25 protein-coding genes and 1 other RNA gene are annotated in these 26292 nt (G+C 50.5%); 24 read left to right on the forward strand and 2 right to left on the reverse strand.

The annotated features are described in order from the left end of the window. Window positions 1-17 precede the first annotated feature (17 nt). The 4 genes from tolA (at window position 18) to ybgF (ending at window position 3550) form a co-directional block, all read left to right on the forward strand. Complete coding sequence (gene tolA, locus ACPXV9_RS04530) at window positions 18-836, forward strand: cell envelope integrity protein TolA (protein WP_423894964.1); 819 nt, start codon at window positions 18-20, stop codon at window positions 834-836. Window positions 837-873: 37 nt separating this feature from the next. Then, the gene (gene tolB / locus ACPXV9_RS04535; protein WP_423894966.1) at window positions 874-2166 is read left to right on the forward strand and encodes a Tol-Pal system beta propeller repeat protein TolB; all 1293 of its coding nucleotides are present in this window, start codon (window positions 874-876) and stop codon (window positions 2164-2166) included. Between the two features lie 69 nt (window positions 2167-2235). After that, on the forward strand, window positions 2236-2715 hold the full coding sequence (locus tag ACPXV9_RS04540) for an OmpA family protein (RefSeq protein WP_423894967.1): 480 nt from the start codon (window positions 2236-2238) through the stop codon (window positions 2713-2715). Between the two features lie 7 nt (window positions 2716-2722). Continuing rightward, window positions 2723-3550: a tol-pal system protein YbgF gene (gene ybgF / locus ACPXV9_RS04545; RefSeq protein ID WP_423894969.1), complete on the forward strand. Its 828-nt coding sequence runs from the start codon at window positions 2723-2725 to the stop codon at window positions 3548-3550. A gap of 201 nt (window positions 3551-3751) precedes the next feature. Here the strand turns inward: ybgF and ACPXV9_RS04550 are convergent, their stop codons facing one another. After that, window positions 3752-4186 carry a phosphate ABC transporter substrate-binding protein gene (locus tag ACPXV9_RS04550; RefSeq protein WP_423894971.1) on the reverse strand — a complete coding sequence of 145 codons (435 nt, stop codon included), beginning with the start codon at window positions 4184-4186 and terminating at the stop codon, window positions 3752-3754. Between the two features lie 18 nt (window positions 4187-4204). Further along, entirely contained in the window at window positions 4205-5410 is a 1206-nt protein-coding gene (locus ACPXV9_RS04555) for a hypothetical protein (protein WP_423894973.1), read from the reverse strand. 251 nt (window positions 5411-5661) lie between these two features. Between ACPXV9_RS04555 and ffs the strand changes: the two genes are divergently transcribed. From ffs to ACPXV9_RS04655, 20 genes are all read left to right on the forward strand, one after another. Beyond that, window positions 5662-5758, forward strand: an RNA gene (gene ffs / locus ACPXV9_RS04560) — signal recognition particle sRNA small type. Window positions 5759-5895: 137 nt separating this feature from the next. Beyond that, window positions 5896-7833 carry a DNA polymerase III subunit gamma/tau gene (gene dnaX / locus ACPXV9_RS04565; protein WP_423894974.1) on the forward strand — a complete coding sequence of 646 codons (1938 nt, stop codon included), beginning with the start codon at window positions 5896-5898 and terminating at the stop codon, window positions 7831-7833. Window positions 7834-7934: 101 nt separating this feature from the next. Then, window positions 7935-8255 (forward strand): YbaB/EbfC family nucleoid-associated protein, encoded by a 321-nt coding sequence (locus ACPXV9_RS04570; RefSeq protein WP_423894975.1) that lies wholly within the window; start codon window positions 7935-7937, stop codon window positions 8253-8255. Between the two features lie 33 nt (window positions 8256-8288). Next, window positions 8289-8882 (forward strand): recombination mediator RecR, encoded by a 594-nt coding sequence (recR, locus tag ACPXV9_RS04575; RefSeq protein ID WP_423894977.1) that lies wholly within the window; start codon window positions 8289-8291, stop codon window positions 8880-8882. Then, on the forward strand, window positions 8882-10036 hold the full coding sequence (gene rnd / locus ACPXV9_RS04580) for a ribonuclease D (protein WP_423894979.1): 1155 nt from the start codon (window positions 8882-8884) through the stop codon (window positions 10034-10036). The genes recR and rnd overlap by 1 nt, the downstream gene beginning before the upstream one ends. An 8-nt stretch (window positions 10037-10044) precedes the next feature. Then, on the forward strand, window positions 10045-10335 hold the full coding sequence (locus ACPXV9_RS04585; RefSeq protein WP_423894981.1) for a YcgL domain-containing protein: 291 nt from the start codon (window positions 10045-10047) through the stop codon (window positions 10333-10335). Window positions 10336-10340: 5 nt separating this feature from the next. Then, entirely contained in the window at window positions 10341-10784 is a 444-nt protein-coding gene (locus tag ACPXV9_RS04590) for a YcgN family cysteine cluster protein (RefSeq protein WP_423894983.1), read from the forward strand. A gap of 34 nt (window positions 10785-10818) precedes the next feature. Further along, a complete protein-coding gene (locus ACPXV9_RS04595; protein ID WP_423894985.1) occupies window positions 10819-11235 on the forward strand; it encodes a hypothetical protein in 417 nt (138 codons plus the stop codon). 177 nt (window positions 11236-11412) lie between these two features. Further along, window positions 11413-12078: a YEATS-associated helix-containing protein gene (locus ACPXV9_RS04600; RefSeq protein WP_423894987.1), complete on the forward strand. Its 666-nt coding sequence runs from the start codon at window positions 11413-11415 to the stop codon at window positions 12076-12078. Window positions 12079-12117: 39 nt separating this feature from the next. Then, the gene (locus ACPXV9_RS04605) at window positions 12118-14382 is read left to right on the forward strand and encodes a VWA domain-containing protein (RefSeq protein WP_423894989.1); all 2265 of its coding nucleotides are present in this window, start codon (window positions 12118-12120) and stop codon (window positions 14380-14382) included. After that, entirely contained in the window at window positions 14382-14834 is a 453-nt protein-coding gene (locus tag ACPXV9_RS04610) for a GNAT family N-acetyltransferase (protein WP_423894991.1), read from the forward strand. The genes ACPXV9_RS04605 and ACPXV9_RS04610 overlap by 1 nt, the downstream gene beginning before the upstream one ends. Window positions 14835-14932: 98 nt before the next feature. Next, the gene (locus ACPXV9_RS04615; protein ID WP_423894993.1) at window positions 14933-15778 is read left to right on the forward strand and encodes an AAA family ATPase; all 846 of its coding nucleotides are present in this window, start codon (window positions 14933-14935) and stop codon (window positions 15776-15778) included. Window positions 15779-15809: 31 nt separating this feature from the next. After that, the gene (locus ACPXV9_RS04620; protein ID WP_423894994.1) at window positions 15810-16985 is read left to right on the forward strand and encodes a vWA domain-containing protein; all 1176 of its coding nucleotides are present in this window, start codon (window positions 15810-15812) and stop codon (window positions 16983-16985) included. 59 nt (window positions 16986-17044) lie between these two features. Then, window positions 17045-20944 (forward strand): ATP-dependent RNA helicase HrpA, encoded by a 3900-nt coding sequence (gene hrpA / locus ACPXV9_RS04625; RefSeq protein WP_423894996.1) that lies wholly within the window; start codon window positions 17045-17047, stop codon window positions 20942-20944. A 75-nt stretch (window positions 20945-21019) separates the two neighbouring features. After that, entirely contained in the window at window positions 21020-21973 is a 954-nt protein-coding gene (locus tag ACPXV9_RS04630) for a hypothetical protein (protein WP_423894998.1), read from the forward strand. Window positions 21974-22113: 140 nt separating this feature from the next. Then, entirely contained in the window at window positions 22114-22524 is a 411-nt protein-coding gene (locus tag ACPXV9_RS04635; protein ID WP_423894999.1) for a hypothetical protein, read from the forward strand. A 203-nt stretch (window positions 22525-22727) separates the two neighbouring features. Further along, on the forward strand, window positions 22728-23594 hold the full coding sequence (locus tag ACPXV9_RS04640) for a DUF692 domain-containing protein (RefSeq protein ID WP_423895001.1): 867 nt from the start codon (window positions 22728-22730) through the stop codon (window positions 23592-23594). Further along, window positions 23591-24337 carry a DNA-binding domain-containing protein gene (locus ACPXV9_RS04645; RefSeq protein ID WP_423895002.1) on the forward strand — a complete coding sequence of 249 codons (747 nt, stop codon included), beginning with the start codon at window positions 23591-23593 and terminating at the stop codon, window positions 24335-24337. The genes ACPXV9_RS04640 and ACPXV9_RS04645 overlap by 4 nt, the downstream gene beginning before the upstream one ends. A gap of 241 nt (window positions 24338-24578) precedes the next feature. Next, on the forward strand, window positions 24579-25661 hold the full coding sequence (locus ACPXV9_RS04650; protein WP_423895003.1) for a porin: 1083 nt from the start codon (window positions 24579-24581) through the stop codon (window positions 25659-25661). Between the two features lie 107 nt (window positions 25662-25768). Then, window positions 25769-26272, forward strand: coding sequence for a hypothetical protein (locus tag ACPXV9_RS04655; RefSeq protein WP_423895004.1), 504 nt, complete (start codon window positions 25769-25771; stop codon window positions 26270-26272). The last annotated feature ends 20 nt before the right edge of the window (window positions 26273-26292 follow it).

Here is a 26292-nt window from a genome sequence, read left to right on the forward strand (position 1 = left end):
TAACTGCAACCGACCCCATGGAACGTTATTCTGCATCAGCTTCTGGCTATGGTTCGGCGGTTTTGATCAGTGTGGCATTGCACGTAGTGCTGCTAGTGGTTGTGGCTTGGGGTTGGGAATCTGCGCCGCCCAAGCAGACGCAAGTGGTGCCGCGATACGTCGAAGCAAAGCTGGTCGAGATAAAGCCAAAAGCTGAAAAACCTGCGCCGAAAAAGAAAACGGTTAATATGGCGGAAAAGAGAAGGCAGCAAGCCATTCGAGACAAGCAGAGAGCCGATCGAGAAAAACAAAAGCAGAGGGCCGTTGCTGAGCAAAAACGCAAGCGAACCGAAGAGTTGGCGCGACAGAAGAAGCTGGCTGCAGAAAAGGCCGCCAAAGAAAAAGCCGCAGCTGAGGCTGCGCGCCAACAACAATTGGCAGAGCAGCGAGCGCTAGAACAACAGCAGCTGGCAGAGCAGCAACGCATCGCTCAGGAAGCTGCCTTTGCTGAAGCCTTGGCCGAAGAGGAGGCCATGCTTCAGGCGGAAACTCAGGCTCAACAGGCCCAGAGTTACATCGGTCTGATTGCAGCAATGATTGAGCAGAATTGGAGTCGTCCACCTTCGGCGCGCAAAGGCATGGTGTGCGAGCTCAGTATCCAGTTGATTCCTACCGGCGAAGTGATTCACGTCGCAGTGGTGAAGAGCAGTGGTAATGCTGCTTTTGATCGCTCTGCCGAGCAGGCCGTTAAAAAAGCCGGGCGCTTTGAGGTGTTGCGTGATGTTCCAGCGGATGTGTTTGATCGCTATTTTCGTCAGTTGCGCTTAAAGTTTAATCCTCAGGATTTGCGGCTTTAACCCAGTTTGAATTCAGATAATAAATGTTGATTGCCTTATGAATTTACCATTGTTTCGCCTGTGGCAGCTGTTACTTGTTTTGGTGTGCTTTACCTTGAGCTCGCAGCTTAGAGCTGAGTTGACCATTGAGATTACTCAGGGGGTCGATAACCCAACACGTATTGCTATTGCGCCTTTTGGTTGGGATGGTGCGGCGTTACCGGAAAATCTGGATAGCATTGTGGAGAGTGATCTGCAGCGAAGTGGTCAATTCAGCACCATTCCCAAACGTGACATGTTGTCGTTTCCACGACGTGAAGCCGATGTTTATTATCGCGACTGGCGCATGCTCGGTTCGGAATATTTGCTGTTGGCGAATATGGAGCAAACACCGGAAGGTGAGTATCAACTGACCTTTGAGCTGTTTGATGTGTTGTCGCAGGTGAAATTGTTGCGTAAGCGAGTTGATGGTGAGCTGTCCCAGTTACGTGACATGGCCCATTTTGTCAGTGACGTCGTGTACGAAACCATTACCGGTATCCGCGGTGCGTTTTCTACCAAGATTGTTTACGTGGAGGCTTTCTCCAGTGAGCGTTACCGCTTAATGATGGCGGATGCCGATGGTGCCAGACCAAGAGTCCTGTTGAAATCCAAACACCCTATTATGTCACCGGCCTGGTCGCCGGATGGCAGGCAGGTGGCTTATGTGTCTTTTGAAACCGGCCGGCCGGCTATTTTTCGGCAAGAGCTGGCCTCTGGTGTAAGAGAGCAGTTGACCAATTTTAAGGGGCTTAATGGTGCACCCGCCTGGTCACCCGATGGATCAAAGATGGCGTTGGTGTTATCAAAAGACGGCAACCCGGAAATCTATGTGTTGGATCTGGCGACAAGAAAGTTCAGCCGAATCACCCGGCACTTTGCCATTGATACAGAGCCAAATTGGACTTTGGATGGAAAAGGCGTAATTTTTACGTCAGATAGAGGCGGAAAGCCGCAAATTTATCAAGTTACACTTGCCAGTGGGCGTACAGAACGCTTAACCTTTGAGGGTGACTATAACGCTCGTCCAAGACTGTCCCCGGATGGTAAGCATCTGGTGATGGTGCATCGGCTTAACGGTGTTTTTCATATTGCCGCACAGGATATGAAAACGGGCATGATAAGAGTGCTGACAGAAACCCATCTTGATGAGTCGCCTTCCATTGCGCCAAATGGTGCTATGCTGATGTATGCGACGAAATACCGTGGTAAAGGTATACTTGGTGCAGTTTCTCTGGATGCCGGCGTTAAATTCCGGCTTCCCTCAAAACAAGGGGATGTGAGGGAACCAAGTTGGTCACCTTATTTCTAAGTACGGTGTTTTTTAGGGTTGCGGGTTGCCCGCAATTGGAAAGTTTTTATTAATAACCAGGAGTGAATAATGTTCACCAAAGCATTGAAGCAAAGTATGGGTTTGGCTGTTGTTATGGCAGCACTGGCTGGCTGTTCCAGCACTTCTACCACTGACACTGCGGCGACTGATTCTTCAGCGACTGCTTCTTCAGTTGATTCCTCTGCGGTAAGCGGCTCCTCTATGGATGATTCCATGGCCAAGCTGGATACCGTTTTCTACTTTGACTTTGATCAGTCTGTATTAAAGCCCGAGGCCCGTGCCGCACTGACTGCTCACGCTGCTCAGTTGAAAGCTTCTCCTCGTTCCGTACGTCTGGAAGGCCATGCCGATGAGCGCGGTACCCGTGAGTACAACATGGCATTGGGTGAGCGTCGAGCCAAAGCCGTACGTGATTTTCTGGTTCTGCAAGGTGTTGATTCCTCTAATCTGGAAACCATCAGCTACGGCGAAGAGCGTCTGGCCAGCTCTTCCAGTCACGAAATGAATCGTCGTGTGGAACTGAAGTAAACTCCAGATGAAGAAAAAGCAAAGCCTTTTATCCGCAGCCATTATGGCTGCGGTTTTCGTTGTGCCTGGCGTAAACGCTCAGGTGGAAGTGGTTGAATCCAATAACCGACTGATTTCGGATCCGGTTGTATCTGCGATGCCGCTGCAAGCGTCACCTGATACTGCATCTGCGCCAGCTGGTGGTACTGCAGAAATGTTTTATCAGATGCAGATGTTGCAGCAGGAAGTGTCTCAGTTGCGAGGGCTGGTTGAAGAGCAGACCTATGAGATCAAGCGTCTGAAGCAGCAGCGGCTGGATGATTATCTGAGTCTGGACAAGCGATTGAGTGCAGTTGCAGGAGGAGCTTTCTCCGACGCGAGTAAATCTCTGGCTGCATCTGCCACACAGTCTTCTGCTGTGAATACTGCAACCTCTACTCCGGTTACCTCTTCGGCTCAGTCGTTGCCGTCAGAGCCCAGCGGTACGCAAGAGTCGCAACAGTATCGTGCAGCCATCGATTTAATTCTCAAGCAGAAAGATTACGCTAAAGCTGAGGTGGCACTGAACCAATACCTGCAGCAATTTCCCAAGGGGCGCTACGCCGCAAACAGTTTGTACTGGCTGGGGGAATTGGCTCTGCTGAAGGGGGATCTCGAGAAGTCTCGCGAGTGGTTCGCGCGGATGGTGAGTGAGTGGCCTGAGCACAATAAGGTCGCGGATGCCAACTACAAGCTGGGTACGGTCTACCACAAGCTCGGTGATACGGTGAAGGCGCAATCTATTTTGCAGGAAGTGGCTGCGGGTGACAGCAATGCGGCTCGTCTGGCTAAAAGTTATTTGGCAAATAACTTTTAAATTGTCCATCCTTCCATGCATTGTCATCCCTAACGTCTCCTGTCATCCCGACCTGAAAATGCTCCTGCATTTCAGGCATACATGCCGTCCATGGCAATAAACGAAGGTGAGGGATCTCTCTGCAATATATCGTGATGAGATTGTTACAAGAAATAAAAAAGGCACCCGAAGGTGCCTTTTTGTAGTCATTGCAGTAACGAATTAAAATTCGTGAACGACTTTAACGCTGCTGTCTACATCGCCAGAGTCAATGTAGCCAATCAGAGCCGGGTTTTCTGCGACCAGTTTCTTCACTTCGGCGCTGCCACCCACCTCTTTTGGCGGGGTGCCTTTGCCGGTGAACAGAAGCTGAGCCCAGTACGCTTTGATCTGCTGGTCGTTCTTTTTCAGAGCGGTGCTGATAAAAGCGCTACGGGTTGCCGAACCTTCTGCCTGATCAATCGGGATGGCTTCGGAACCATCTGGAAAAGTTTTCTTTTTACCCAGAAAGATACGGGTCACGTCGGCCGCCGACAGGGTGTTGCTGTTGTTGGCGTTAACAATAACGGCTACACCGGACCAGGCAGACACAGAAACCAGCAGACTGGCTCCGGCCAGGGAGGCGGCAAGGATTTTTTTCAAACTCGATTTTTTCATCGTTGCTTTCTCCTGTGATTAGAAAATTACGTCAAGGCCAATGGCGAAGTTGCTGACTTCGTTGGAATTACCCAGGAGAGTTTTGACCTCGTCGTCAGAATCGTCAGAACGGTCAGCATATTCAAATTTGATGGCAGCGGCAGGGTGGAAATCCCAGCGCAGGCCAACAATGATCGAGCTGGATGCTAATTCTTTATTGGCTGCTCCGAGTTGTTGCGAATCGCCAAAGGTAACAACACGCTCGGTATAGGTCACATGGGGTGTCAATGAGCCCATACGATATCCTGCTGTCAGCATGTAAGCTTGACGCTCTTCAGTCTGGAATGGCGCGTTGGCACTTACCAGAAGTTTTTCATCGTCAGGCATTTGCAGATCCGTAAACTCAGCGCCCAAGAAGAGTTGGTCAAAGTGGGCAAAGGCTGCGGCTGTGGTAAAGATAATATCTGCTGGATCATCGTCGGTAGCTAAAAATGTATTGGCACCATACTGAGCAGCCTTGGCTGCTGGAGCTATGTCTGCGAGGCCATCAACATAATGCTCAACACGATGTTGTGAAATACGCAGTTGCAACCAGTCATAAGTGGCATTGATTACCAGGCCGAAGTAATCATCGAGATACAAATCACCGATATCGGAGTCGTCGTTGCCACCGTTACCGTAATGCAGGGAGGAGCTGAAGTCCCAGTTGCCCAGAGTGGTGTTATAGCGCAATGCCAGGCCCTGATAGATGCTGATACCTTCCGCATAAACGTCTACCGGTGCGCGCAACCAGTGGTAGGCATAGCCTACATCGAGAAAATCTGAGTAATGATAGAGAGGGAGGCGCATGCGACCGCCTTGTACAGTCCATTCATCATTTAATTCGTAGCTGGCATATGCCCACTCAAGCTCGGCTTCGTAATCGTTACTGCCTTTACCGGTAAGCTGTGCAGTTACAGACAGGCCATTGCCGAGGTCACTACTGAACTGAATGCCATAGTTGGAATCAGGATTGAAGTTAACATCGTCGTCGTAACCGGAGTTGGCATTGGAGACGTTGGTGGGGTCAATGCGATAGGTGCTTTTGTCGCCATTATTCAGGGTGCCGGTTGACGTATCCTGACTGAAGGATTTACCTGCCGCAATAGAGGCAAATCCATTAATGCGAACATCCGCAGCCTGAGCTGATGCTGCCAGTGCAATGCTGGCGGCCAGCAGGCCTTGGGTGAGGAGTTTGTGGTTCATGCTCTCTTTCCTCTGTCGTTATAATTGTTTTTCAACTTACTTAAATAGCTTAAAAATTGAAAAAATCAAATAAATTCAAAAGCTAATGCAAGGCTTCTCGAGTTATTTGGAGGATCGATTCTAGCGGGTTTGGCCTATAAAGCAAAATAATCCACTGTTTTTGTGGTTTCGTGTTGAAAATCGTTATTGAAACAGGAATAATCGCGCCTCCTTGATTCCGCGCTGGCGGATTCAAGTTTCAATGGTGACCTTGCTGGTCCCCTCGCAATGATTAGCTGTGAACCCCGCCAGGCCCGGAAGGGAGCAACGGTAACAGTGAGTTCATGTGCCGGGGTGTGGCTGGCAGGGTCGCCACCAGTCTTTCTTTTCAGATGTTTCGGCTGAATTCTTCTTTTCTCCTGTTATATAATCCTCGTTTCGCGTAGATTTCCGTATTCTTTTAATCGTTACTTCTATTTCGATACTTTACGAGTGATTACACCTTCATGAGTTATCAGGTTCTTGCCCGCAAATGGCGGCCGCGCAGCTTTCGCGAGCTGGTCGGGCAGCAGCACGTTCTTCAGGCGCTGGTCAACGCTCTGGATCACAACCGTTTACACCATGCCTACCTGTTTACCGGTACCCGCGGTGTCGGAAAAACCACCATTGCCCGTATTCTGGCTCGGTGCCTCAACTGTGAAACCGGTGTCAGCTCTGAACCCTGTGGTCAGTGCTCGGCCTGTGTCGAGATCAACGAAGGCCGTTTTGTCGATTTGATTGAAGTGGATGCGGCTTCCAGAACCAAGGTTGAAGACACCCGTGAATTACTGGAGAACGTCCAGTATGCGCCTACCAGAGGACGCTATAAGGTTTATCTGATCGATGAAGTGCACATGTTGTCGGCGCACAGTTTTAACGCTCTGTTGAAAACTCTGGAAGAACCGCCTCCGCATGTAAAATTCCTGCTGGCAACCACGGATCCTCAGAAGTTGCCGGTTACCATCCTGTCCCGTTGTTTACAGTTCCATTTGAAAAATATGGAGCCCGAGCGAATTGTTGGCCATCTCAAATACGTGCTGGAGCAGGAGATGGTGCCTTTCGAAGAGTCGGCATTATGGCAGCTGGGCCGTGCTGCCGATGGCAGTATGCGTGATGCCATGAGCCTGACCGATCAGGCCATTGCCTTTGGCGGCGGCAAGGTTGCCGAGAGCGAGGTGGTGGCCATGCTCGGTACCATCGATCAGAATCTGGTGTTTGAAGTATTGAATGCGCTGGCAGCTCACGATGGCAAGAAGGTTCTCGATGCGGTGGCTCACCTGTCAGAACACGCTCCGGATTACAGTGCGGCACTGGCGGATCTGCTGTCGGTGCTGCATCGAATTGCCATTGCCCAGACATTGCCTGAGGCCATCGACAATCATCGAGGGGATCAACAACAGATACTGTCTCTGGCGCAGACACTGGCACCGGAAGATGTGCAGCTGTTTTATCAAACCGGATTGCTGGGACGCAGAGATTTGCCTTTGTCGCCTGATGGCCGCACTGGCTTTGAGATGGTGCTGCTGAGAATGTTGGCTTTTCGTCCTCAGGGCGTTCACAGTGTGCCAACTGAACCTCTTGCTGCATCGACACCTGTGCCGCCAGTACAGACCGGGGGTGGGTACGCCGAACAAGAGGAGCCTGCTCCGGTAAAAAAGCCTGAAGCGGCAGTAGGGGCAGCCCCTGCTGCCACCCGCAGTTCGGCTTCGGCTCAACCAGCCCCCATAACTGCAGAGCCTGCAACAGGTGTTGAGGCTTCGGTTGCCGAACCGGTTATGGCTCTCGATGAGTTAAAGGCTTCGCTGGGGCTTCAGCCCGCTCGGGATATCAAACCTGCTGTCCGGGAAGAGGAAGTTGCCCCGAAAGTTGAAGCGGCTAGCGAGCAGCCTGTAGCGGTGAGTCCGGAAGTTACACCAGCGGATGTTAGTCTGGAGTCAAAAAACAGTCCTTCAGCCGATAAGCCCGAACCGCCAGTAGCTCATCACTCGGCCGCAGTCAGTGTGGCCAAAATCGATCTGGCTGAACTCAATCCGGAAAACTGGATTCAGGTGTATGCGGGACTTGGTGTCGGGGGGTTGTTGCAGAGCACGGCGTCTAACTGTCAGTTGGTGGGGTGTCAGGAAGGTGAACTGCATTTTCTGTTGGATGAGGGCAGCAGTACCCTGTATGACGAGTCCCACCAACAGCGTTTGTCGGATATGCTGAGTGATTATTTTCAACAACCGGTGCGGGTGGTAATCCAGCTTGGGCAAGTGCAGGGGGAAACCCCGGCGAGTTATGCCATTCGTCTTAAGCAGCAGCGCCATGCTGATGCACTGGCATCACTGGAGAATGACCCGGTTGTGCAGCAATTACTGTCGGAGTTTGATGGTCAGTTGGATACGGACAGTGTCGAACCGCTGTAAAGGATTGTGTGGTTATCATCCAGAACAAAGCGAAAGATCCCTCACGTGCGTTCGGGATGACACATATGAGGTTCATGTAATGTTGAGAAGTAGAGGTAGTTATGAACGGTCTTGGTGATTTGATGAAGCAGGCCCAGGAAATGCAGGCCAATATGCAGAAAATGCAGGAAGAATTGGCCAATGCTGAAGTTCAGGGTGAGTCCGGTGCGGGCATGGTTAAAGTGGTTATGACTGGCCGTCACGATGTTCGCAGTGTTGCCATTGATGACAGCTTGCTGAGTGAAGACAAAGAAATTTTGGAAGACCTACTGGCCGCTGCAGTCAACGATGCGGTGCGCAAAGTAGAGGCCAATACTCAGGAAAAAATGGGCAGCCTGACGGCGGGTATGCAGATGCCTCCCGGTTTTAAAATGCCTTTCTAAATAATTTTTGTGATGTCGAAACCTGAGTAGTTCATGTTTAGTCCCCTGATTGATGAATTGATGTCGGCCTTAAGATGCCTGCCCGGTGTTGGGCCAAAATCTGCGCAGCGCATGGCGTTGCAGCTTTTGGAACATGACCGTGAGGGGGCACAAAGACTGTCCCAGAGTTTGGCTAAAGCCGTGGCCGGGGTGGAGCGTTGCAGCCGCTGTCGGACTTTGACCGAGCAGCCAGTCTGTGGTCTATGCGCCAATACTCGCCGCGACCATAGCTTGCTGTGCGTGGTTGAAAACCCGTCCGATGTGCTGGCTTTGGAGCAGGCCGGCACCTACCAGGGATTGTATTTTGTGCTGTTGGGGCATCTTTCCCCTATTGATGGTATTGGCCCGGCGGATATTGGCATCGACGTGTTATTGGCCAGGTTGCAGGAAGGTGAAATCAAAGAGGTTATTCTGGCCACCAATCCGACGGTTGAAGGTGAGGCCACGGCGCACTACATAGCAGAGCAGGCCAAGCACCTTGGGGTTGATGTCAGCCGAATTGCCCATGGCGTTCCGCTCGGGGGAGAGCTGGAATACATTGATGGTGGTACTCTGGCTCACGCACTATCATCAAGGCGGGCGGTGTAATGGCGCAGACAGAAAATTTGATCGCGACCGAGCCCGTCTGGATTGATGATGGTGCCGAATTGTCACGACTGTGCGACCAATGGTGCCAGCAGGCGGCCATCGCGGTGGATACTGAGTTTATGCGTACCACCACATTTTTCCCCAATGCGGCATTATTTCAGGTGGGCGATGGTCAGGGATGCTATCTGATTGATCCATTGGCTATTGATGATTTGGGGCCTTTTTCCCGCCTGCTTTGCGATGAGCGGGTGACCAAGGTCATGCACTCCTGTTCGGAAGATCTGGAGGTGTTCCAATCTTTTCTTGGGGTTGTTCCTGCCCCTGTTTTTGATACACAGATAGCCGCGGCGTTTGCAGGGCTGGGGTTTTCCATGGGCTACGCCCGTCTGGTTGAAGCCAGTCTCGGTATTGAAGTGGCCAAGAGTGAAACTCGCTCGGATTGGCTGCAGCGTCCATTGAGTGTTTCCCAAATGAGTTATGCCGCGCTGGATGTGGCTTATCTGCCGGTAATCTATGGCCTGCTGGTAAAAAAATTGACCGAGCAGCAGCGTCTTACCTGGGTTTTGGAGGAGTGTGCGGGCGTGATCACCGCGGCCAAACAAGAGCCGGACCCGGAAACCTACTACACCAAGATAAAATCTGCCTGGAAGCTCAACAGACAACAGCTGGCTTGTTTGCAGATGCTGGCCTCCTGGCGAGAGTGTGAGGCCCGTGATCGCAATATCCCACGCAATCGTCTGATCAAAGAGCGCACTCTGTGGGATATGGCGCGGTTGCGACCGACAGAAATTAAAGACTTGAAGCGTCTCGAGGGGATGCCCCCGAGGACTATCAACAGCGATGGTAACGAGTTGCTGGAAATTATTGATCAAGCCTACCGATTACCCCAGGAATTTTGTCCTCACCGGCTGCCACGGCCTTTGTCACCGGAATCCGGTGATCTGGTCAAATCTTTGAAGAAAGTGCAACAGCAGTTTGCTGAAGATCTGGGGGTTCCGCCAGAGATATTACTGCGTAAAAAAGACATTGAATTCATGGTGCGTGCTGCGCTTGAGCAATCCTGCTTGAGTTTTCCGGATAACCTCAAAGGCTGGCGTCAGGTTTTGATGGGGGATGCGTTGGCCACCGAGATAAACAGTGTGATCAAGAAGTAATGAAAGCTATGAAAGTTATTTGCGATATTTTTAAAAGCCCTAACGAAGATGAGATGTATCTCTACGTAAAAAAGGAAGAGGGTTTAGACAAGGTGCCAGAGGCTCTGTTGGACAAGTTCGGCAAGCCGCAACATGTTATGACCATGTTGCTCACGCCAGAGAAAAAGCTGGGTAGGGCCGATGCAGCTCGGGTGCTGGAACAGTTGGAGGATCCAGGCTTTTACTTACAGATGCCGCCGCCAAAAGACGATGAAATGCGCCGCATCAACGCCCACAATACCAAAATCAATCTGTTCTGACCGCTGTGGCAGCAAAACCTTTTTGGCAGACCAAAACTCTTGACCAGATGTCCGCGCAAGAGTGGGAAAGTCTCTGCGATGGGTGCGGCAAGTGCTGCTTGCACAAGCTCGAAGACGAGGACGATGGCCAGGTTTATTACACCAATATTGCCTGTCGTTTGCTGTCCTCCGCAGATTGTCGCTGTCAGCGCTATGAAGAGCGTCTGCAGCTGGTACCCGATTGCATCAATTTAAGTCCCGCTGATGTCGATCAGTTCCACTGGCTGCCGGTAACTTGTGCGTATCGTCTGGTGGCAGAAGGTAAACCTCTGCAGCCGTGGCATCCACTGATCAGTGGTGATCCCGATTCGGTTCACCGTGCGGGGATTTCCGTTAAAGGTAAAATATTTCCTGAATCCGCAGTGGCGGAAGAGGATTATGAAGATTTTATTGTTCACTGGGTGGAGTGATCCGGTGCACCATCAAGGATATTAAGAGCATAAAATGACTGACAGTTATCTGATGGCCTGGGCAATTTATCTGGGCTGTTCTCTGATTTTAATTTGGGCGCTTTGGGTCAATACCCGCAACATTGGTCTGTTGCTGGTAAGGAACAGTCTTCGTGTTACCGGCATGGTTTTGCTGCTATTTCCTTATGTTATTGGTGATGGCGAGACTCTGATGGCGCCCGCCATCATCATGTTTGTGATGGAGGCGGTCTTTGAGGGCGCTCCAGAACGGGTGGGCCTGCCTCTATTGGGTTGCTGGCTGGTTGCCATGGTGTTGGGCGTGTTGGCTTCTTTCTGGTCTCGTTATAAGCGTGAACAAAATCAACAACTGCAGTTTCTGGAGCAACAGCGTCAGGAAATGCTTCACGAAAGCATTCATGCTCGTCCTGAGAGAGAGACTGCCACTAATTAATACTCCATTTTTTTGGCAGTTGGCCGCTAACCGATACAAGGACAGTCTTCGGACGGGGTCAATCATCAGTTTAGAGTTTTGTTCTATGGGTGGCGAACTGCTATAAATGGGGATATTTGTCGGCGCACAAGTGCCGGCGCGTCTGTATATCAATAATAAAACTCTAGGGGAAACGGAATGACGTATCATATTTTTATCCTGGCAGGGGTAATGTTATCGGCTGGCGTATTTGGCGGGCTGATTAATTTTTACCAGATGAATCAGGATAATACTGATCCTGCCAGTATCATACGCTGCATCTTTATCGGTGTAGGCGCGGCCTTTCTGGTTCCGGTAGTGCTCGATCTGGTTAACAGCGATCTTATTCTGGAAATTCAGGGTGACCCTTCCCGATTGCTGATCTACACCGGGCTGTGTCTGATTGCGGCTATCGCTTCGCGCATTTTTATTATCAATACCACCGATCGTATTTTGCGTGAGGCCCATTTGGCGCGCTCCCAGTCTGATGCGACTCTCCATGAGCTGCGACTGATGCAGGAAGAACTGTTGCCCCTGATCGAAACCGAAACCGAGCAGGATATGGGCGAAGAGGCGTTAAAAGAACTGGAGGTTGAAGAGCTGGATGTTACCTCTTCAAAAGTCTTGAAAACCCTGGGCTGTGGACGTTTTATCTTTCGCTCCATGGTGGGGTTGTGTCGGGAAGCCGGTACGGATGAGTCCACCATGAGCAAAACACTGGCTGTTTTGGTGGCTAAAGATCTTGCGGGCAAGATCAGTGGGCAGAAGGGAGTTCGCTGGTATCTGACCGAGAAGGGACGCCGGGTAATGGATTCACTGGTGTGAACTCCTCAACAGTGATTGAACGGAAAGAGATGTAGGATTATGAAGGGTTTGTGGCATTGGGTGATCGTTTCCATGGGGATGCTGGCTGCGGTGTCCGCCTGGTCGCAAGCTGCGGTTGAAGAAAACAGTCTGGCCATTGTTGAGAACAAGCCCTCAGATGTGCGAGTGGTTATCGACGTCTCGGGCAGCATGAAACAAAACGACCCTTCCAATTTGCGCAAGCCAGCGCTGGAGCTGTTGGTAAAATTATTGCCCGAAGACAGCAAAGCCGGGGTTTGGACCTTCGGCAAGTACATCAATATGTTGGTGCCTCACCGCCCGGTTACAGAGTCCTGGCGCGACGATGCCATGGACAAATCTGCTGAAATCAATTCCGTTGGCTTGTTCACAAATATTGGCGAGGCCATTGAAAAGGCCACCTATGACAATGACAAGCTCAGTGGTGATTACGACACCAGTCTGATTCTGCTGACCGACGGCATGGTTGATGTCGATAAAGACCCCGAAAAAAATCAGGCGGAATGGCGTCGTATTGTTGATGAAGTTTTGCCGCAATTGCAGGAAAGTGGCTACACGGTTCATACCATTGCCTTATCGGATAATGCCGATAAGGCATTGCTGGATAAGCTGGCCGTGGCAACCGATGGTGTCTCTGAAGTTGCAGAAGACGCCGATGAGCTACTGAAAATTTTTCTGCGGGTGTTTGATCAGGCGGCACCCACTGAACAGGTTCCTTTAACCGAAAATACCTTTCTGGTGGATTCCAGTATTGAAGAGTTTACGGCCCTTATATTTCGCTCCAGCGCAGAGCCCACCCAATTAGTTAGCCCGGATAAAACAGAGTATCGGTTCGATAAAGAAGAGCCGGATGTCAGCTGGTATAAAACCGATCAGTACGATCTGATCACAGTGAAAAGACCGCTTGAGGGTGAGTGGCAGGTGTTGGCTGACATTGAGCCCGATAGCAGGGTAAGTATCGTCAGTAACCTGAAGTTGTTGGTTAAACCACTGCCCAGTAATCTGTTTATCGAAGAAGAAACGCGTTTGTCGCTGTTGCTGCAGGACAACAAAAATACGGTTACGGATCCTGAATTTCTGGGACTTCTGGATATAGACAGTCTGGTGCTCAATCAAACCAATGGCCGCGAGTGGTCCGAGAAACTGAGTAAAGACAGTCCACCGGCGAATGGAATCTACAGTCAGGCTCTGGACATGTTCCGCGAAGAGGGGCGTTACAATGTCTCGGTATTGGTTGATGGCAAAAGCTTTCAGCGCCAGTTTAATCACCCGATTACGGTTCGAGTGCCGTTTGAAACGGAGCTGGAGAAGCTGATTCTTGGCGGAAGTGAAAAGCAGCTGGTTAAAGTGCGTGCCCATAGCCAGTTGGTGGAGCCAGATCAAACCCAGGTTGTGGCCCGTATTAAAGATCCAAAGGGACGCAGTGCCATTAAGCCTCTGACCCTCAATGCCGCTGATGAGTGGGAACTGTTACTGGAGCCCGATACCGAAGGGGTTTATCAGGTTCGTTTGCGCATCAGTGGTATCGATAAAGAGGGCGGCAAGTTTGATGTTGATCCCGAAACCATTACCTTCAGTTTCCCTAGTGAAGACAATCCATTTCAGGTGCCGGTCATTGATGATGTGGTACCAGAGCCTGTGACAGAACTGGTGCAGGAGACTGTTCCCGAGGCCATAGTAGAGCCAAAAGTCGAGCCAAAACCTGTACCCGCGGAGTCTGTCGCCAAACCTGAGCCTCCTAAAGCTGATCCCGAGCCGGTTGCCGACGCAGTCGAGCCTGAAGCCGAAGAAGAGAGCAGTAACTGGCCGCTTTATGTTGGGCTCGGTGTTGGCAATATCCTGATTGTAGTGTTGGCCTTCTTTGCCTATCGCGCGATTATGGGCGGCAGCGGCGAGGATGCTCTGGAGGAGCTGGAAAAGCAAATCGATGAAGAGACCAAGCCGATTGAAAAAGACGCTCCAGACGCTGAACCGGATATGGATGCTTCGGCAGGAGAAGACCTTGATCAGGCCACGGATGGTGCTGCCATTGATCTCGCTTCCGAAGAGATCAAGGATGAAGATATCCCGGATCTAAATAATGAGGCGCAGTTGTCTGCCGAGGCAGACGAGTTACTGGCAGGCTTGCAGGATCCCGATGGCCTGACTGAAGAGCCGGATTTGATCCCTGAGCCCGATATGGCTGAGGAGCCTGAGGACGACGGCCCGGGTTTCTCTTTGGATGATTTTTCACCGGACTCACTCGATGATCTGATCGACAACGGTGACGAAAAAGACAAAGACTGATGTCAGCGGTTGAGTCAGGGGCAGGCGATTACCTGGTGGAGCAGCTGGATTCTCAGCTGCTGCCTCTGGTCAATAAATTTTATAAAAGCTGTCGTTACTCCGCCAAGGCTGGCAGGGAAGATGTGGTTTTTGTTGTTCGTTCAGATCAACAGATGATTGCGGCGGTTCGGCTCCAGTATCGCCAAGATGGCGTCTATTTCCTCAGAAGTATGTGTGTGGCACCAGAGTATCGTCGTCAAGGGGTGGGAACGGTGCTGCTGAACGGGATGTTGCCTTTTCTGACACAGGTGCTGTGTTATTGCTATCCATTTGATCATCTTGAATCCTTTTATGCCCAGTCCGGGTTTACCACCATAGCCCCAGAGGCAGCTGAGCCGTATATGCTCGAGGCCTACCACCGATACCTGAAACAGGGCAGGAAGCTGCTGTTGATGGTGCGTCATCCGGGTTAACCCCTGACTGTTTCTGTTATTCCTTTTGGCATAGATCGCCACCGTAAAGCCTGAGCGTTGTGGTAGACTATCGCCCACGTTTTTCGGGAGTATTCATAATGAAATTTGAAGGTACACAACAGTACGTTGCCACCGATGATCTGCGTATGGCCGTAGACGCCGCTGTGGCACTGGAAAGACCACTGCTGGTAAAAGGTGAGCCGGGCACAGGTAAAACCATGCTGGCCGAACAGGTAGCCGAATCCATGGGCATGCGCCTGATTCAGTGGCACATCAAGTCCACCACCAAAGCGCAGCAAGGCCTTTATGAATACGATGCCGTTTCCCGTCTGCGCGATTCGCAACTGGGTAATGATAAGGTGCATGACATCGCCAACTACCTGAAAAAGGGTAAGTTATGGGAGGCCTTTGAATCCGATGAGCAAGTGGTGCTGCTGATTGATGAGATCGATAAGGCCGATATCGAGTTCCCCAACGATTTGCTGGTAGAGCTGGATAAGATGGAATTCTTTGTTTACGAGACCGGTGAAGTGGTCAAAGCCAAGAAACGTCCCATTGTGATCATCACCAGTAACAACGAAAAAGAACTGCCAGACGCTTTCTTGCGCCGCTGTTTCTTCCACTACATCAACTTCCCGGATCGTGAAGTGATGAAGCAGATCATCGACGTTCACTTCCCGGATATCAAACAGACTCTGGTCAGAGATGCTCTGGATATCTTCTTTGATGTTCGTCAGGTGCCGGGTTTGAAGAAAAAACCCTCCACTTCTGAACTGGTGGATTGGCTTAAATTGTTGATGGCAGACGACATTCCCGACGAAGTTCTGCAAAACAGCGATGTTCGTCAGGCCATTCCTCCGCTGTACGGGGCACTGCTGAAAAACGAGCAGGACGTTCACTTACTGGAACGTCTGGCATTTATGACTCGTCGTCAAAACGCTTAAGCAGGTTGGTTGAGGCTAGGAGGTAGAGTCCATGTTGGTCAATTTTTTCTACGGCTTGCGCAAAGCCGAAGTGCCGGTTTCACTGAAAGAGCTTCTGGTGCTGTTTGAAGCCATGGAGAAGAAACTGGCATTTGGCAGTGTGGACGATTTTTACCTGCTTTCCAGAACCTGTTTGATCAAGGACGAAAAGTACTTCGATAAGTTTGACCGGGCTTTTGGTGCCTATTTCAAAGGCCTGGAAAATCTTGACGGCATTGTCGAAGCCCTGATTCCGGATGACTGGACGCGCGCCGAGTTTATGAAGCAGCTGTCCGAGGAAGAGAAGGCCAAGATTGAATCTCTGGGCGGTCTGGAAAAGTTGATCGAGGAGTTTCAAAAGCGCCTTGAAGAGCAGAAAAAGCGTCATCAGGGAGGCAACAAGTGGATTGGTACCGGCGGTACATCGCCGTTTGGTAACAGTGGTTTCAATCCTGAAGGCATCCGTGTTGGCGGTCAGAGTCGCAATAAATCCGCCGCCAAGGTCTGGGAAAAACGCGAGTTTAAGAATCTTGACGACGAGGTTGAGTTAGGCACGCGCAATATCAAGGTGGCTCTGCGCAAATTGCGCAAATTTGCCCGAACAGGTGCCGCTGAAGAACTGGATCTGGACGATACCATCAAGTCCACGGCTAATAACGCAGGCTTTCTGGATATCAAAATGGTGCCAGAGCGACACAATGCTGTAAAAGTGCTGCTGTTTTTTGATGTGGGTGGCTCCATGGACCCCTACGTCAAAGTCTGTGAAGAGATGTTCTCTGCCTGCAAGACCGAGTTCAAGCACATGGAGTATTTCTACTTTCATAACTTTATCTACGAGCGAGTGTGGAAAGACAATCGCCGTCGGACCACTGAAACCACGTCTCTGTATGATGTGCTGCATACCTATCCAAGTGATTACAAGGTGATCTTTGTGGGTGATGCCTCCATGGCGCCCTACGAGATTGTCAGTCAGTATGGCTGTGTCGAGTATATGAATGAAGAGCCCGGGCAGGCCTGGATGAAACGTTTGACAGACACTTACAACAAGGTCATCTGGCTTAACCCCACCCCGGAAAAGTACTGGAACCATACCCAGTCCATCGATATTACCCGTCAACTGATAGAAGACCGCATGTTCCCCATGACCATTGAGGGACTGGAGCGGGGTATCAAGTATCTGGCAAAATAGCGTTTTCTTATTTGGCCAATTGCCGTCATTGCGAGCCTCGCGATGACGGTTGTTTTTGTATGAATGAAACCCTTAAAGAGCTGCAGCAGCAAGTTTCTCAAACCATGGGGCGGGATCGCTTTCGCCTGTCGCGCAAATTAAAAGATCTTAAATCTCTTATAGAGCAGGGCAAGCCCAGCGATAAAGCGCTTTCCAGTTTGCAGGATCAAGTATTGAAATCCATGACCCTGCGACAGCAGCGTCTGGCCAATCGGCCAGTGGTGACTTTGGCCGAAGGCTTGCCCATCAGTGAGCGAGCCGATGAAATCAAAAGCGTTCTGGAGCAACATCAGGTCGTTATTCTCGCCGGCGAAACCGGTTCGGGTAAAACCACCCAGCTACCTAAGATATGCCTAGAGATAGGGCGCGGTGTCGATGGCCTTATTGGTCATACCCAACCTAGACGTATCGCTGCCCGAACCGTGGCCAGCCGCATTGCCGAAGAGCTCAATTCCCCGTTAGGTGAAGCTGTGGGCTATCAGGTGCGTTTTACGGATCACTCCTCGGATAATACCCACATCAAGTTGATGACCGACGGTATTCTGCTGGCCGAGATTCAAAACGATCGTTATCTGAATAAATACGACACTTTAATCATCGATGAGGCTCACGAGCGCAGCCTTAATATTGATTTCCTGTTGGGTTATCTCAAAAGTATTTTGCCGAAACGGCCCGACCTGAAGGTCATTGTTACCTCGGCAACCATTGATCTGGAGCGTTTCTCCAAGCACTTTACCGATGCCAGTGGTAACGCCGCGCCAATAGTGGAAGTGTCCGGGCGCACCTATCCGGTGACCACGCACTATCGGCCCATGGCGGATCAAGAGGAAGATCAGCCGGAGGCCATCGTTGCCACCGTCGATGAAATCCTCAAACAGGAATCCGCTTCGGGTAAGAGAGGCGGAGATATTCTGGTATTTCTCAGTGGCGAGCGGGATATCCGTGAAACGGCCCTGGCCCTGCGTCGCGCTCAGTTTCCCCATTTGGAGGTGTTGCCACTGTACGCGCGCCTGAGTCTGGCGGAGCAAAATAAGGTGTTTGCGTCCCATCGAGGTCGTCGGATTGTCCTTGCCACCAATGTTGCAGAAACCTCCATTACCGTGCCCGGTATTCGCTATGTGATCGATCCCGGTTATGCACGGGTTAGCCGTTACAGTTACCGCTCAAAAATTCAGCGTTTGCCCATAGAGGCTATCTCCCAGGCCAGTGCCAATCAGCGAAAAGGCCGCTGTGGCCGGGTCAGTGAGGGCATCTGTTATCGCCTCTATGACGAAGACGATTTTATCCAACGTCCGGAATTTACCGATGCGGAAATTCTGCGCACCAATCTGGCGGCAGTTATCCTGCAGATGCTCAATCTGCGTATTGGTGATATTCGCGACTTTCCTTTTGTGGATAATCCGGACCAGCGGCTGATCAATGATGGTTTCAAATTGTTGCAGGAACTGCAGGCGGTTGATCGCAAGGGTAAGTTGACCCGCCTCGGCCGGCAGCTGATGACCTTGCCGCTGGATCCCAAACTTGGGCGAATGCTGTTGGAGTCGGCCAAACTGGGTAGCCTGAAAGAGGTGTTGTTGATTGTCAGTGCCATGGCGATCCAGGACCCCCGCGAACGACCGGCAGACAAACAACAGGCGGCGGATGAAAAACATCGCCGCTTCCGTGATGAACACTCGGACTTTATCGCCTACATCAACCTTTGGAATTACGTCGAGGAGCAACGGCAGGAACTGTCCAAAAGCCAATTTCGCAAGCTCTGTAAACGTGAGTTTCTTTCTTTTCTACGGTTGCAGGAATGGCGTGAGATTCACCATCAGCTATTACTGGCCTGTAAAAAACTGTCGCTCAAACCCAATAGCAATGAGGCCAATTACGATTCGATTCATCGGGCATTGCTGCCCGGCCTGCTGGGGCAAATCGGTTCAAAGGCAGAGGATAAGGAATACCTTGGGGCGCGCAATCGCCGCTTCCACATCTTTCCCGGCTCCTCGCAGGCCAAGAAAAGCCCCAAGTGGATTGCGGCGGGGCAATTGCTGGAAACCTCCAGAGTATTCGCCCATCAGGTGGCCCGGGTTGATCCTGTCTGGGTGGTAAAAGCGGCGGAACATTTACTTAAGCGCAATCAATACGAACCCCACTTTGATGTCAAAAGCGGCCAGGTGATGGCCTATGAGTGCGTCAGCCTCTATGGTCTGATACTGGTTGAGAAGCAGCGGGTAGGGTTTAGCCAGATTGATCCGAAGTTGTCGAGGGAGATATTCATTCGTGCCGCTCTGGTCGAGGGGCAGTATCGTGGCAAGGGCCAGTTCTTTAAACACAACCAGCAGTTGATTGAAGAAATTCACGAGCTGGAAGCCAAAACCCGACGCCGGGATATTCTGGTGGACGATGAAATCCTGTTTCGTTTCTATGAGGAGCGGGTCGCCAAAGACGTCGTCAATCTGGCTGGGTTTGAGCGCTGGCGCAAAGATTCCGAGCAACAGAATCCCAATCTGTTGGGCATGGAAAAAGGCTATTTGATGCAGCACGACGCCAGTGCTGTATCGGAGGCCCAGTTTCCTACCGAATTAACTCATGAAGGACTGAGTTTTCCACTGGCCTATCACTTCGAACCCAATCACCCGGAAGATGGCGTGAGCATGCAGGTGCCGGTTGCGGCGTTGCATCTGGTGCCGGAGAAGCGTCTGGAGTGGATCATCCCCGGTATCTTGCGCGATAAATGCATTGCTCTGGTCAAAGCGCTGCCCAAGCAATGGCGCAAACATTTTGTTCCGGTACCGGCTTATGTCGACAAGGCTCTGGCCGTGTTAAAAGCTGATAATACGCCATTGTGTGAAGCTCTGGCCCATCAGTTAAAGCGTCATACCGGTGTTGATGTGCCGCAGGAGTGTTGGAATATTGATGGCGTTGATGACTATTATCGGTTCAATATTCAGGTGATGGATGCCAATGGCAAGGTGTTGTCGCAGGGCCGTGATCTTAAAGCTTTAAGAGATCAGTATCGGGATAAAATCCAGAATACGCTGCAAAGCAAGGACGATGATTTTGAGCGAACCGAGATCACTCAATGGGATTTTGAAACCTTCCCTGAAACCATAAAACTGCAGCGCGCGGGTATGGCCATTACGGCTTACCCGGTGTTACTCGATAGCAATACATCGGTAACCCTGAGCCTGAAAGATAACCCGGTTGAGGCCAACTACCTCTCACGACGGGGCGTGACTCGTCTGGGTGTGCTGTCACTCAATCAGACCGTAAAATATCTGCGCAAACAATTACTGAAAGGTAAAGATCTTGGATTAACCGTTGTTTCTCTGGGTCGACGCGAGCAGGTGGTAGATGATTTGATTATGGCGGCTGTTGCACAAGCCTGTTTCAGTGAGCGCCCACTGCCACGCAGCCACGCTGAATTTGAGACCTGTTTGCAGCAGGGGGCAGACGCAGTGGTCACAGTGGCCCAGGATTATGAAAAAATTCTGGTGGATGCGCTGACACAGATTGTTGCCATCAAAAAAGCCATCAAGACCAATAAGAATGCTCTGGCAATTGCAACGGCCGCTGGTGATATCAATCAGCAACTCTCCCAGCTGGTGTATCCCGGATTTCTGTTCCAGGTGCCCAGGCAGTGGTTGCAGCAGTACAATCGCTATTTAAAAGCCATGCAGATGCGTCTCGAAAAGGTGGCTTCACAGATTCAAAAGGATAAAATCTGGACTTCCGAAGTCAATGAGCTGTGGGATAAGTGGTACAACCTGTCTGAGAAGATGGGAGAGGCTGAAGTCTGGAGTAAACCGGAGTTGATTGAGTACCGCTGGATGCTGGAAGAATATCGGGTTTCCCTGTTTGCCCAGACCCTTAAAACCGTAAAACCGGTGTCGGCCAAGCGCCTGCAAAAATTGTGGTCAGAAGCTGCCGGATAATTTATGGCCCTGAAACTGGCAGCGAGATGCGTTCCTGTGTACGCTGTTTTTAAAGAAGTATATTGAGTTTTGCTTATGGGGATTTTCTCCTGGGGTAACGCCCGTCTGGTCAAGGAAGAGTATCCGGTCCATGTGTCCGGCGTGAGCCTGACTCTCCATCGTTATTACGCCAATTCTGATACTGCCCATAAAAGCACGCCGGTGTTTATGGTGCACGGTTTCAACGAAAGCCCCAGTGTCTTTGCTCCAGATGAGGCTGATGCTGGTCTGGCCTGTTATCTGGCCGATGCCGGGTTTGATGTGTTTGTTGCTGAGCTACGCTGTTCAACCAGTGTCAATCTGCCCGGCGGCCTTAATGCCAGCCTGGATTTACACCAGCTAATCCTTGAGGACCTTCCCGCCCATCTGGCCGCAGTTGCCAAAATACGTCCCAGAGAACCTCAGTTCTGGGTTGGCCACGGTTTGGGTAATGTCTTACTGCTCAGTTGTATGGCGCGATTGGATCTGTTGCCCGCACAAGTGTTGGGCATGGTCCAATTTGCTGCGTCAAGGCGCTGTGAGCTGGGCAGTCTTGGTAAGGCAATTCGTTATATGGTTTGGCAGTCAGCGATTTCCATCGGTGCTTGCAAGCAGGAACATTCAAAGGGACTGCCGGGCAGCGGTTGCGGACGTCGCTTGCTGTCGGATCTGGAACAGTGGCAGAAGCAGCCGCTGTGGCGAGATTTGACGGACGATTTTGATTATCGACAGGCACTTGCGTCCAGATATTTGCCTCCCTGCCTTTATTTTTCCGCGGCAAAAGATCGTCTGTTAGGTGGTATTGATGATACGCGATTGTGGGTCTCTGAACTTGGACGTCATGATGCGCAGTTACTGTTGTTGGGTAGAGGCAATGGCAATAGTCGCAATTACGACTACACTTCCATGTTGACTCACCGGGATGCCTGCAGTGATCATTTTGTGCATATGTTGCACTGGCTGAATAATAAAAAGACACAGGCAGTGGAAGAGATTCGTTGTCTGGCTTAAGCCAGAGCGGGCCCAACGGGAGTTATTATATTTTTTCTTGAAATTTCCTGACTTCGCTGGAAACTAATTCACAGTGTTTTGGTCAGATATTACCGATGTGAAAACATTTCTCTCTTTATAAACCAAAAAGGAAAACAATAATGTCCTCTACTAAAAAAACTCCTATCGCTGCAGCCGTGGGCGCTGCTTTTGTTGCCAGTGTTGCATTGGCGCCAATGGCTTCCGCTGTCGAGAATCCATTTGCGGCTCAACCACTGGAATCAGGTTATAACCTGGCAGGTAATCACGCCGAAGGTAAGTGTGGTGAAGGCAAATGTGGCGGTGAAAAAGCGGGTAAGGAAGGTAAGTGCGGCGAAGGCAAATGCGGTGGTGACAAGGCTGCCAAAGAAGGCAAATGCGGTGAAGGCAAATGCGGCGGCGCCAAAGCTGAAAAAGAAGGTAAATGTGGCGAAGGTAAGTGCGGTGGCAGTCATGCCAGTGAGCGCGGTAAAGAAATGGGCAAAGGTAAAGGCCTGGAAGGTAAGTGTGGCGAAGGTAAGTGTGGCGGTTAATGCTGCTTTGGGCTTCAGTTATTGAAGCCCACTTACTGAATGTCGTTACGACCTTTTCACTCTGCCGACTATTACCACCTTGTCATTCAGACGACTATTACCCCTTGTCATTCTGACGACCAGAGGGAGGAAGAATCTTATAAAGATCCTTCGCGTTGCTCAGGATGATAGTGTGTAAATTCGGGATGTAAAAATTTATCGTTATGAGCCATATCTTTCCCGATAAACCTGCCTCAGTAGGTCTTGGTTTACGCCGAACCATGCTTGATGATTGGCGAGATCAATCCACCGAAACCGTTCAATTTATGGAGGTGGCTCCGGAGAACTGGATCGGTGTAGGTGGCCGTCTTGGCAAGTCTTTTCGCGAGTACACAGAGCGTTTTCCGTTTGTCTGCCATGGTTTGTCTTTGTCCATAGGTTCAACCGATCCTTTGGATATGGAACTGCTCAAGAACATCAAAGCCTTTATGCGTGAGCACGGGATCATGCGTTATACCGAGCATTTGACCTATTGCAGTGACGCCGGGCATCTCTACGATCTGATGCCGATACCTTTTACCGAAGCCGCAGTCAGGCACACATCAGAGCGAATAAAGCAGGTACAGGATTTTCTCGGTGAACGCATTGCCATGGAAAACGCCTCTTACTATTGTGCGCCTCAACAGGAAATGCCAGAGATTGATTTTATCAATGCGGTCATTCAAGAGGCGGACTGCGACCTGTTGCTGGATGTCAATAATATCTACGTCAATAGCATCAATCATGGCTATGACGAGCAACAGTTTCTCAAGCAATTACCCGGTGAACGCACGGCGTATATTCATGTGGCAGGCCATTATGATGAAGCCGAAGACCTGCGTGTCGATACTCACGGTGCCGATGTGATTGATCCGGTATGGGATCTGCTGGCTCAGGCTTATCAAATCTTTGGCGTCAAGCCGACACTGCTCGAACGAGATTTTAATATCCCGCCGGTGGATGTCCTGCAGCGTGAGCTTGATATCATCAAAACCCTGCAGGCAGACTATGCCTCTTCAAATTCTGCTCCAGAATTGGCTCATCTGTCATGACCACCTTTATTGAAACTCAGAAGATGCTGGCGGACCATCTGCGCGATCCAGCTATTCATGCCGCACCCGATCATATTGAAGAGCGCCGACTAAAAATTTACCGGGATCTGATTTTTAAAAATATTGAAGGTTTTATCCGTGGTGGCTTTCCCATCCTGAGCAGTCTCTATGATGAGGCTGACTGGCAGCTATTGGTGCGCAGTTTTATTCGGGTTCATCAGTCAGAGAGCCCCTATTTTCTCGAGGTGAGTCAGGAGTTTTTGCGCTATCTTCAGGATGAGCATGAGCCCAGAGACTGTGACCCGGACTTTATGCTGGAACTGGCTCATTATGAGTGGGTTGAGCTGGCACTGGATGTTTCAGAGGAATCGATCCCCGAAAATCGCCCGGAGCTGGAAAGTCATGAACTGTTGCAGCGATTACCCACTTTATCCCCTTTGGCCTGGTGTCTGTCCTATCAATACCCGGTGCATTTGCTCGGGCCCGAATATCAGCCTGATGCTCCTCCGGAAGAACCGACATTTCTGATCGTCTATCGCAACCGTGCTGATCAGGTGCAGTTTATGGCCAGCAATGCCATGACGACCCGATTGCTCAACCTGATGGCATCCGGCGAATACGAGTCTGGCCGGGCGGTTTTGTTGCAATTGGCTGCTGAAATGCAGCATCCGGAGCCTGAAAAATTGGTAGTAATGGGAGAGCAATTGCTCGAACAGCTCTATCAATCAGACATTGTTTTATAGCTTTTTTGCTTATTTGTGTGATTTTGGTTGGTTTTTCGCCGAAATTGACTGTTTTTCTCGGTGTTAGAGCTGTGCACCAAAAAGTTCCCTTTTTTTCTCCTCTTTTTTGCGTTCGTAATATTTCTGACACATTGAAATAACAGAATATGTCCCGCAAACGCAATCAGACACCTTGGTCGCGTTAGAAAATTTTAAGTCTACTAACAAGATTATTTAGATGTCCTTAAGAGGGGATAACACCATGTTGAAAAAAGCACTGCTGGCTTCTGCCATTGCTGCATCTCTGCCTATGTCCGCTATGGCTGTGGGCCCAATCGATGGCAAGATCTACGGTAAAATGAACGTGACTGCCGTTAACGCTTCCTACGATGAAAATACCGTTGGTTTCGAAGAAGAAGATAGCTGGAACCTGAACAGCAACGCTTCTCGCATTGGTGTTAAAGGTAAGGCTGAGTTGTCTGAAGGCTTCTACGCCATTTACAAAGCTGAGTTCGAAATCTATGTGGACGATGGTGATTCTGGCTCCAGCAAGGACAATGATACTTTCGAACAACGCAATATCTACGTTGGCCTGAGCGGCAACTACGGTACTGTTTTTGCTGGTAAGCACGACACCGTTCTGAAACTGTCCCAAGCCAAAGTTGATCTGTTTGGCGATCTGGAAGGTGGTGACATCAAAAACTGGATGTCCGGTGAAACCCGTTCTTCCAACATCATCAACTACACTACGCCTTCCATGAACGGTTTCTCAGCATCTTTGATGACTGTTCTGGGTGAAGATTCTGATGACGATAACGAGCAAGACGGTCTGCTGGACAGCTACTCTGCTGGCGTAACCTACAAAGCCGGTGATCTGTACCTGGCCGTTGCCCGCGACGAGAACGTTAAATCCGGCAGCGTAGAAAAAGACAATCTGGACATCACTCGTCTGGTTGCTTCCTACAGCTTTGGTGATCTGACTCTGGGTGCGGTTGTTCAGACTGCCGAAGACGGTGATAACTACGAAACCAACATCACCAATGTTACTGACTTGTCTTACGACGAGGACAGCTACACTCTGAGCGCCAAGTACAAGACCGGTGACTTCACCTGGAAGCTGCAATACGGTCAGGGCGAATACGAAGTGAAAGACGGCGGTGCAGTTGAAGACGAAGCCGAAACTGAAGCTCTGGTATTCGGTGTTGACTACAAGCTGGCCAAGAAAACCAAGGTTTATGCCTACTATTCCACTATCGACACTGAGTATGACTTTGAAAGTGGTGCCGCTTCTACTCTGGAAGAAGACGAAGTTGTTTACGGTATCGGTATGGAGCACAAGTTTTAATCTGATTTAAAACTTAACTCTGGGAAAAGGGTGCCTTGGCGCCCTTTTCTTTTCCCTGAATTTATTTATTACAGTTGAATGAAGCTTTTGTTGCTTGGGAGATTACAATGAAAAAATTGCTGTTGTGCGTATTGGTCGCCATGTATTCGGTCACCGGTTTTGCGAAAGACGAGAGCTGTGAAGAAAATGTTGATATGGCTGACAGTCTGGATTTCAGCAAGCTGCACGTAGAATGTGCCGATGACCCGGTTACTCTGTATGACCCGCAATCCAGAGGCGCTTTTCTCTCCAAGAAAAAAACTGTAACTACCTACGATAAAGCGGCTGCAGCCGAGAAGGGCGCGGTATCCAGCGTTGAAGCGGGTGAAACCAAGACGGTATCCGGCACTCAGGAGCAGGTGGTTGCCGAGGTGGCTGAGCTGGATAACGCCGGGGTGATTTTCAATATCCGCGAACCCTTTACCATTACCGGTGGGCCACAGTCAGCGTTGAACGGTCTGTTTGTGCAAATGGCTCAATATTGTCCCAAGGGTTGGACCAAGCACGAAGAATGGGTGGAACCGTCGGATAGTGGTTTCTTCCTGCACTATCAGTTCCAGTGCGCTAAGTAAGAATTCTCAGAGCCGGAGTT

The sequence above is a fragment of the Candidatus Pelagadaptatus aseana genome, assembly GCF_040362265.1.
Classification (GTDB): domain Bacteria; phylum Pseudomonadota; class Gammaproteobacteria; order Pseudomonadales; family Cellvibrionaceae; genus Pelagadaptatus; species Pelagadaptatus aseana.

Excerpts from the sequence above, each read along its gene's own strand:
- tolA (WP_423894964.1), top strand. The coding sequence starts at position 18 with ATGGAACGTTATTCTGCATCAGCTTCTGGCTATGGTTCGGCGGTTTTG.
- tolB (WP_423894966.1), top strand. The coding sequence starts at position 874 with ATGAATTTACCATTGTTTCGCCTGTGGCAGCTGTTACTTGTTTTGGTG.
- ACPXV9_RS04540 (WP_423894967.1), top strand. The coding sequence starts at position 2,236 with ATGTTCACCAAAGCATTGAAGCAAAGTATGGGTTTGGCTGTTGTTATG.
- ybgF (WP_423894969.1), top strand. The coding sequence starts at position 2,723 with ATGAAGAAAAAGCAAAGCCTTTTATCCGCAGCCATTATGGCTGCGGTT.
- ACPXV9_RS04550 (WP_423894971.1), bottom strand. The coding sequence starts at position 4,186 with ATGAAAAAATCGAGTTTGAAAAAAATCCTTGCCGCCTCCCTGGCCGGA.
- ACPXV9_RS04555 (WP_423894973.1), bottom strand. The coding sequence starts at position 5,410 with ATGAACCACAAACTCCTCACCCAAGGCCTGCTGGCCGCCAGCATTGCA.
- dnaX (WP_423894974.1), top strand. The coding sequence starts at position 5,896 with ATGAGTTATCAGGTTCTTGCCCGCAAATGGCGGCCGCGCAGCTTTCGC.
- ACPXV9_RS04570 (WP_423894975.1), top strand. The coding sequence starts at position 7,935 with ATGAACGGTCTTGGTGATTTGATGAAGCAGGCCCAGGAAATGCAGGCC.
- recR (WP_423894977.1), top strand. The coding sequence starts at position 8,289 with ATGTTTAGTCCCCTGATTGATGAATTGATGTCGGCCTTAAGATGCCTG.
- rnd (WP_423894979.1), top strand. The coding sequence starts at position 8,882 with ATGGCGCAGACAGAAAATTTGATCGCGACCGAGCCCGTCTGGATTGAT.
- ACPXV9_RS04585 (WP_423894981.1), top strand. The coding sequence starts at position 10,045 with ATGAAAGTTATTTGCGATATTTTTAAAAGCCCTAACGAAGATGAGATG.
- ACPXV9_RS04595 (WP_423894985.1), top strand. The coding sequence starts at position 10,819 with ATGACTGACAGTTATCTGATGGCCTGGGCAATTTATCTGGGCTGTTCT.
- ACPXV9_RS04600 (WP_423894987.1), top strand. The coding sequence starts at position 11,413 with ATGACGTATCATATTTTTATCCTGGCAGGGGTAATGTTATCGGCTGGC.
- ACPXV9_RS04605 (WP_423894989.1), top strand. The coding sequence starts at position 12,118 with ATGAAGGGTTTGTGGCATTGGGTGATCGTTTCCATGGGGATGCTGGCT.
- ACPXV9_RS04610 (WP_423894991.1), top strand. The coding sequence starts at position 14,382 with ATGTCAGCGGTTGAGTCAGGGGCAGGCGATTACCTGGTGGAGCAGCTG.
- ACPXV9_RS04615 (WP_423894993.1), top strand. The coding sequence starts at position 14,933 with ATGAAATTTGAAGGTACACAACAGTACGTTGCCACCGATGATCTGCGT.
- ACPXV9_RS04620 (WP_423894994.1), top strand. The coding sequence starts at position 15,810 with ATGTTGGTCAATTTTTTCTACGGCTTGCGCAAAGCCGAAGTGCCGGTT.
- hrpA (WP_423894996.1), top strand. The coding sequence starts at position 17,045 with ATGAATGAAACCCTTAAAGAGCTGCAGCAGCAAGTTTCTCAAACCATG.
- ACPXV9_RS04630 (WP_423894998.1), top strand. The coding sequence starts at position 21,020 with ATGGGGATTTTCTCCTGGGGTAACGCCCGTCTGGTCAAGGAAGAGTAT.
- ACPXV9_RS04635 (WP_423894999.1), top strand. The coding sequence starts at position 22,114 with ATGTCCTCTACTAAAAAAACTCCTATCGCTGCAGCCGTGGGCGCTGCT.
- ACPXV9_RS04640 (WP_423895001.1), top strand. The coding sequence starts at position 22,728 with ATGAGCCATATCTTTCCCGATAAACCTGCCTCAGTAGGTCTTGGTTTA.
- ACPXV9_RS04645 (WP_423895002.1), top strand. The coding sequence starts at position 23,591 with ATGACCACCTTTATTGAAACTCAGAAGATGCTGGCGGACCATCTGCGC.
- ACPXV9_RS04650 (WP_423895003.1), top strand. The coding sequence starts at position 24,579 with ATGTTGAAAAAAGCACTGCTGGCTTCTGCCATTGCTGCATCTCTGCCT.
- ACPXV9_RS04655 (WP_423895004.1), top strand. The coding sequence starts at position 25,769 with ATGAAAAAATTGCTGTTGTGCGTATTGGTCGCCATGTATTCGGTCACC.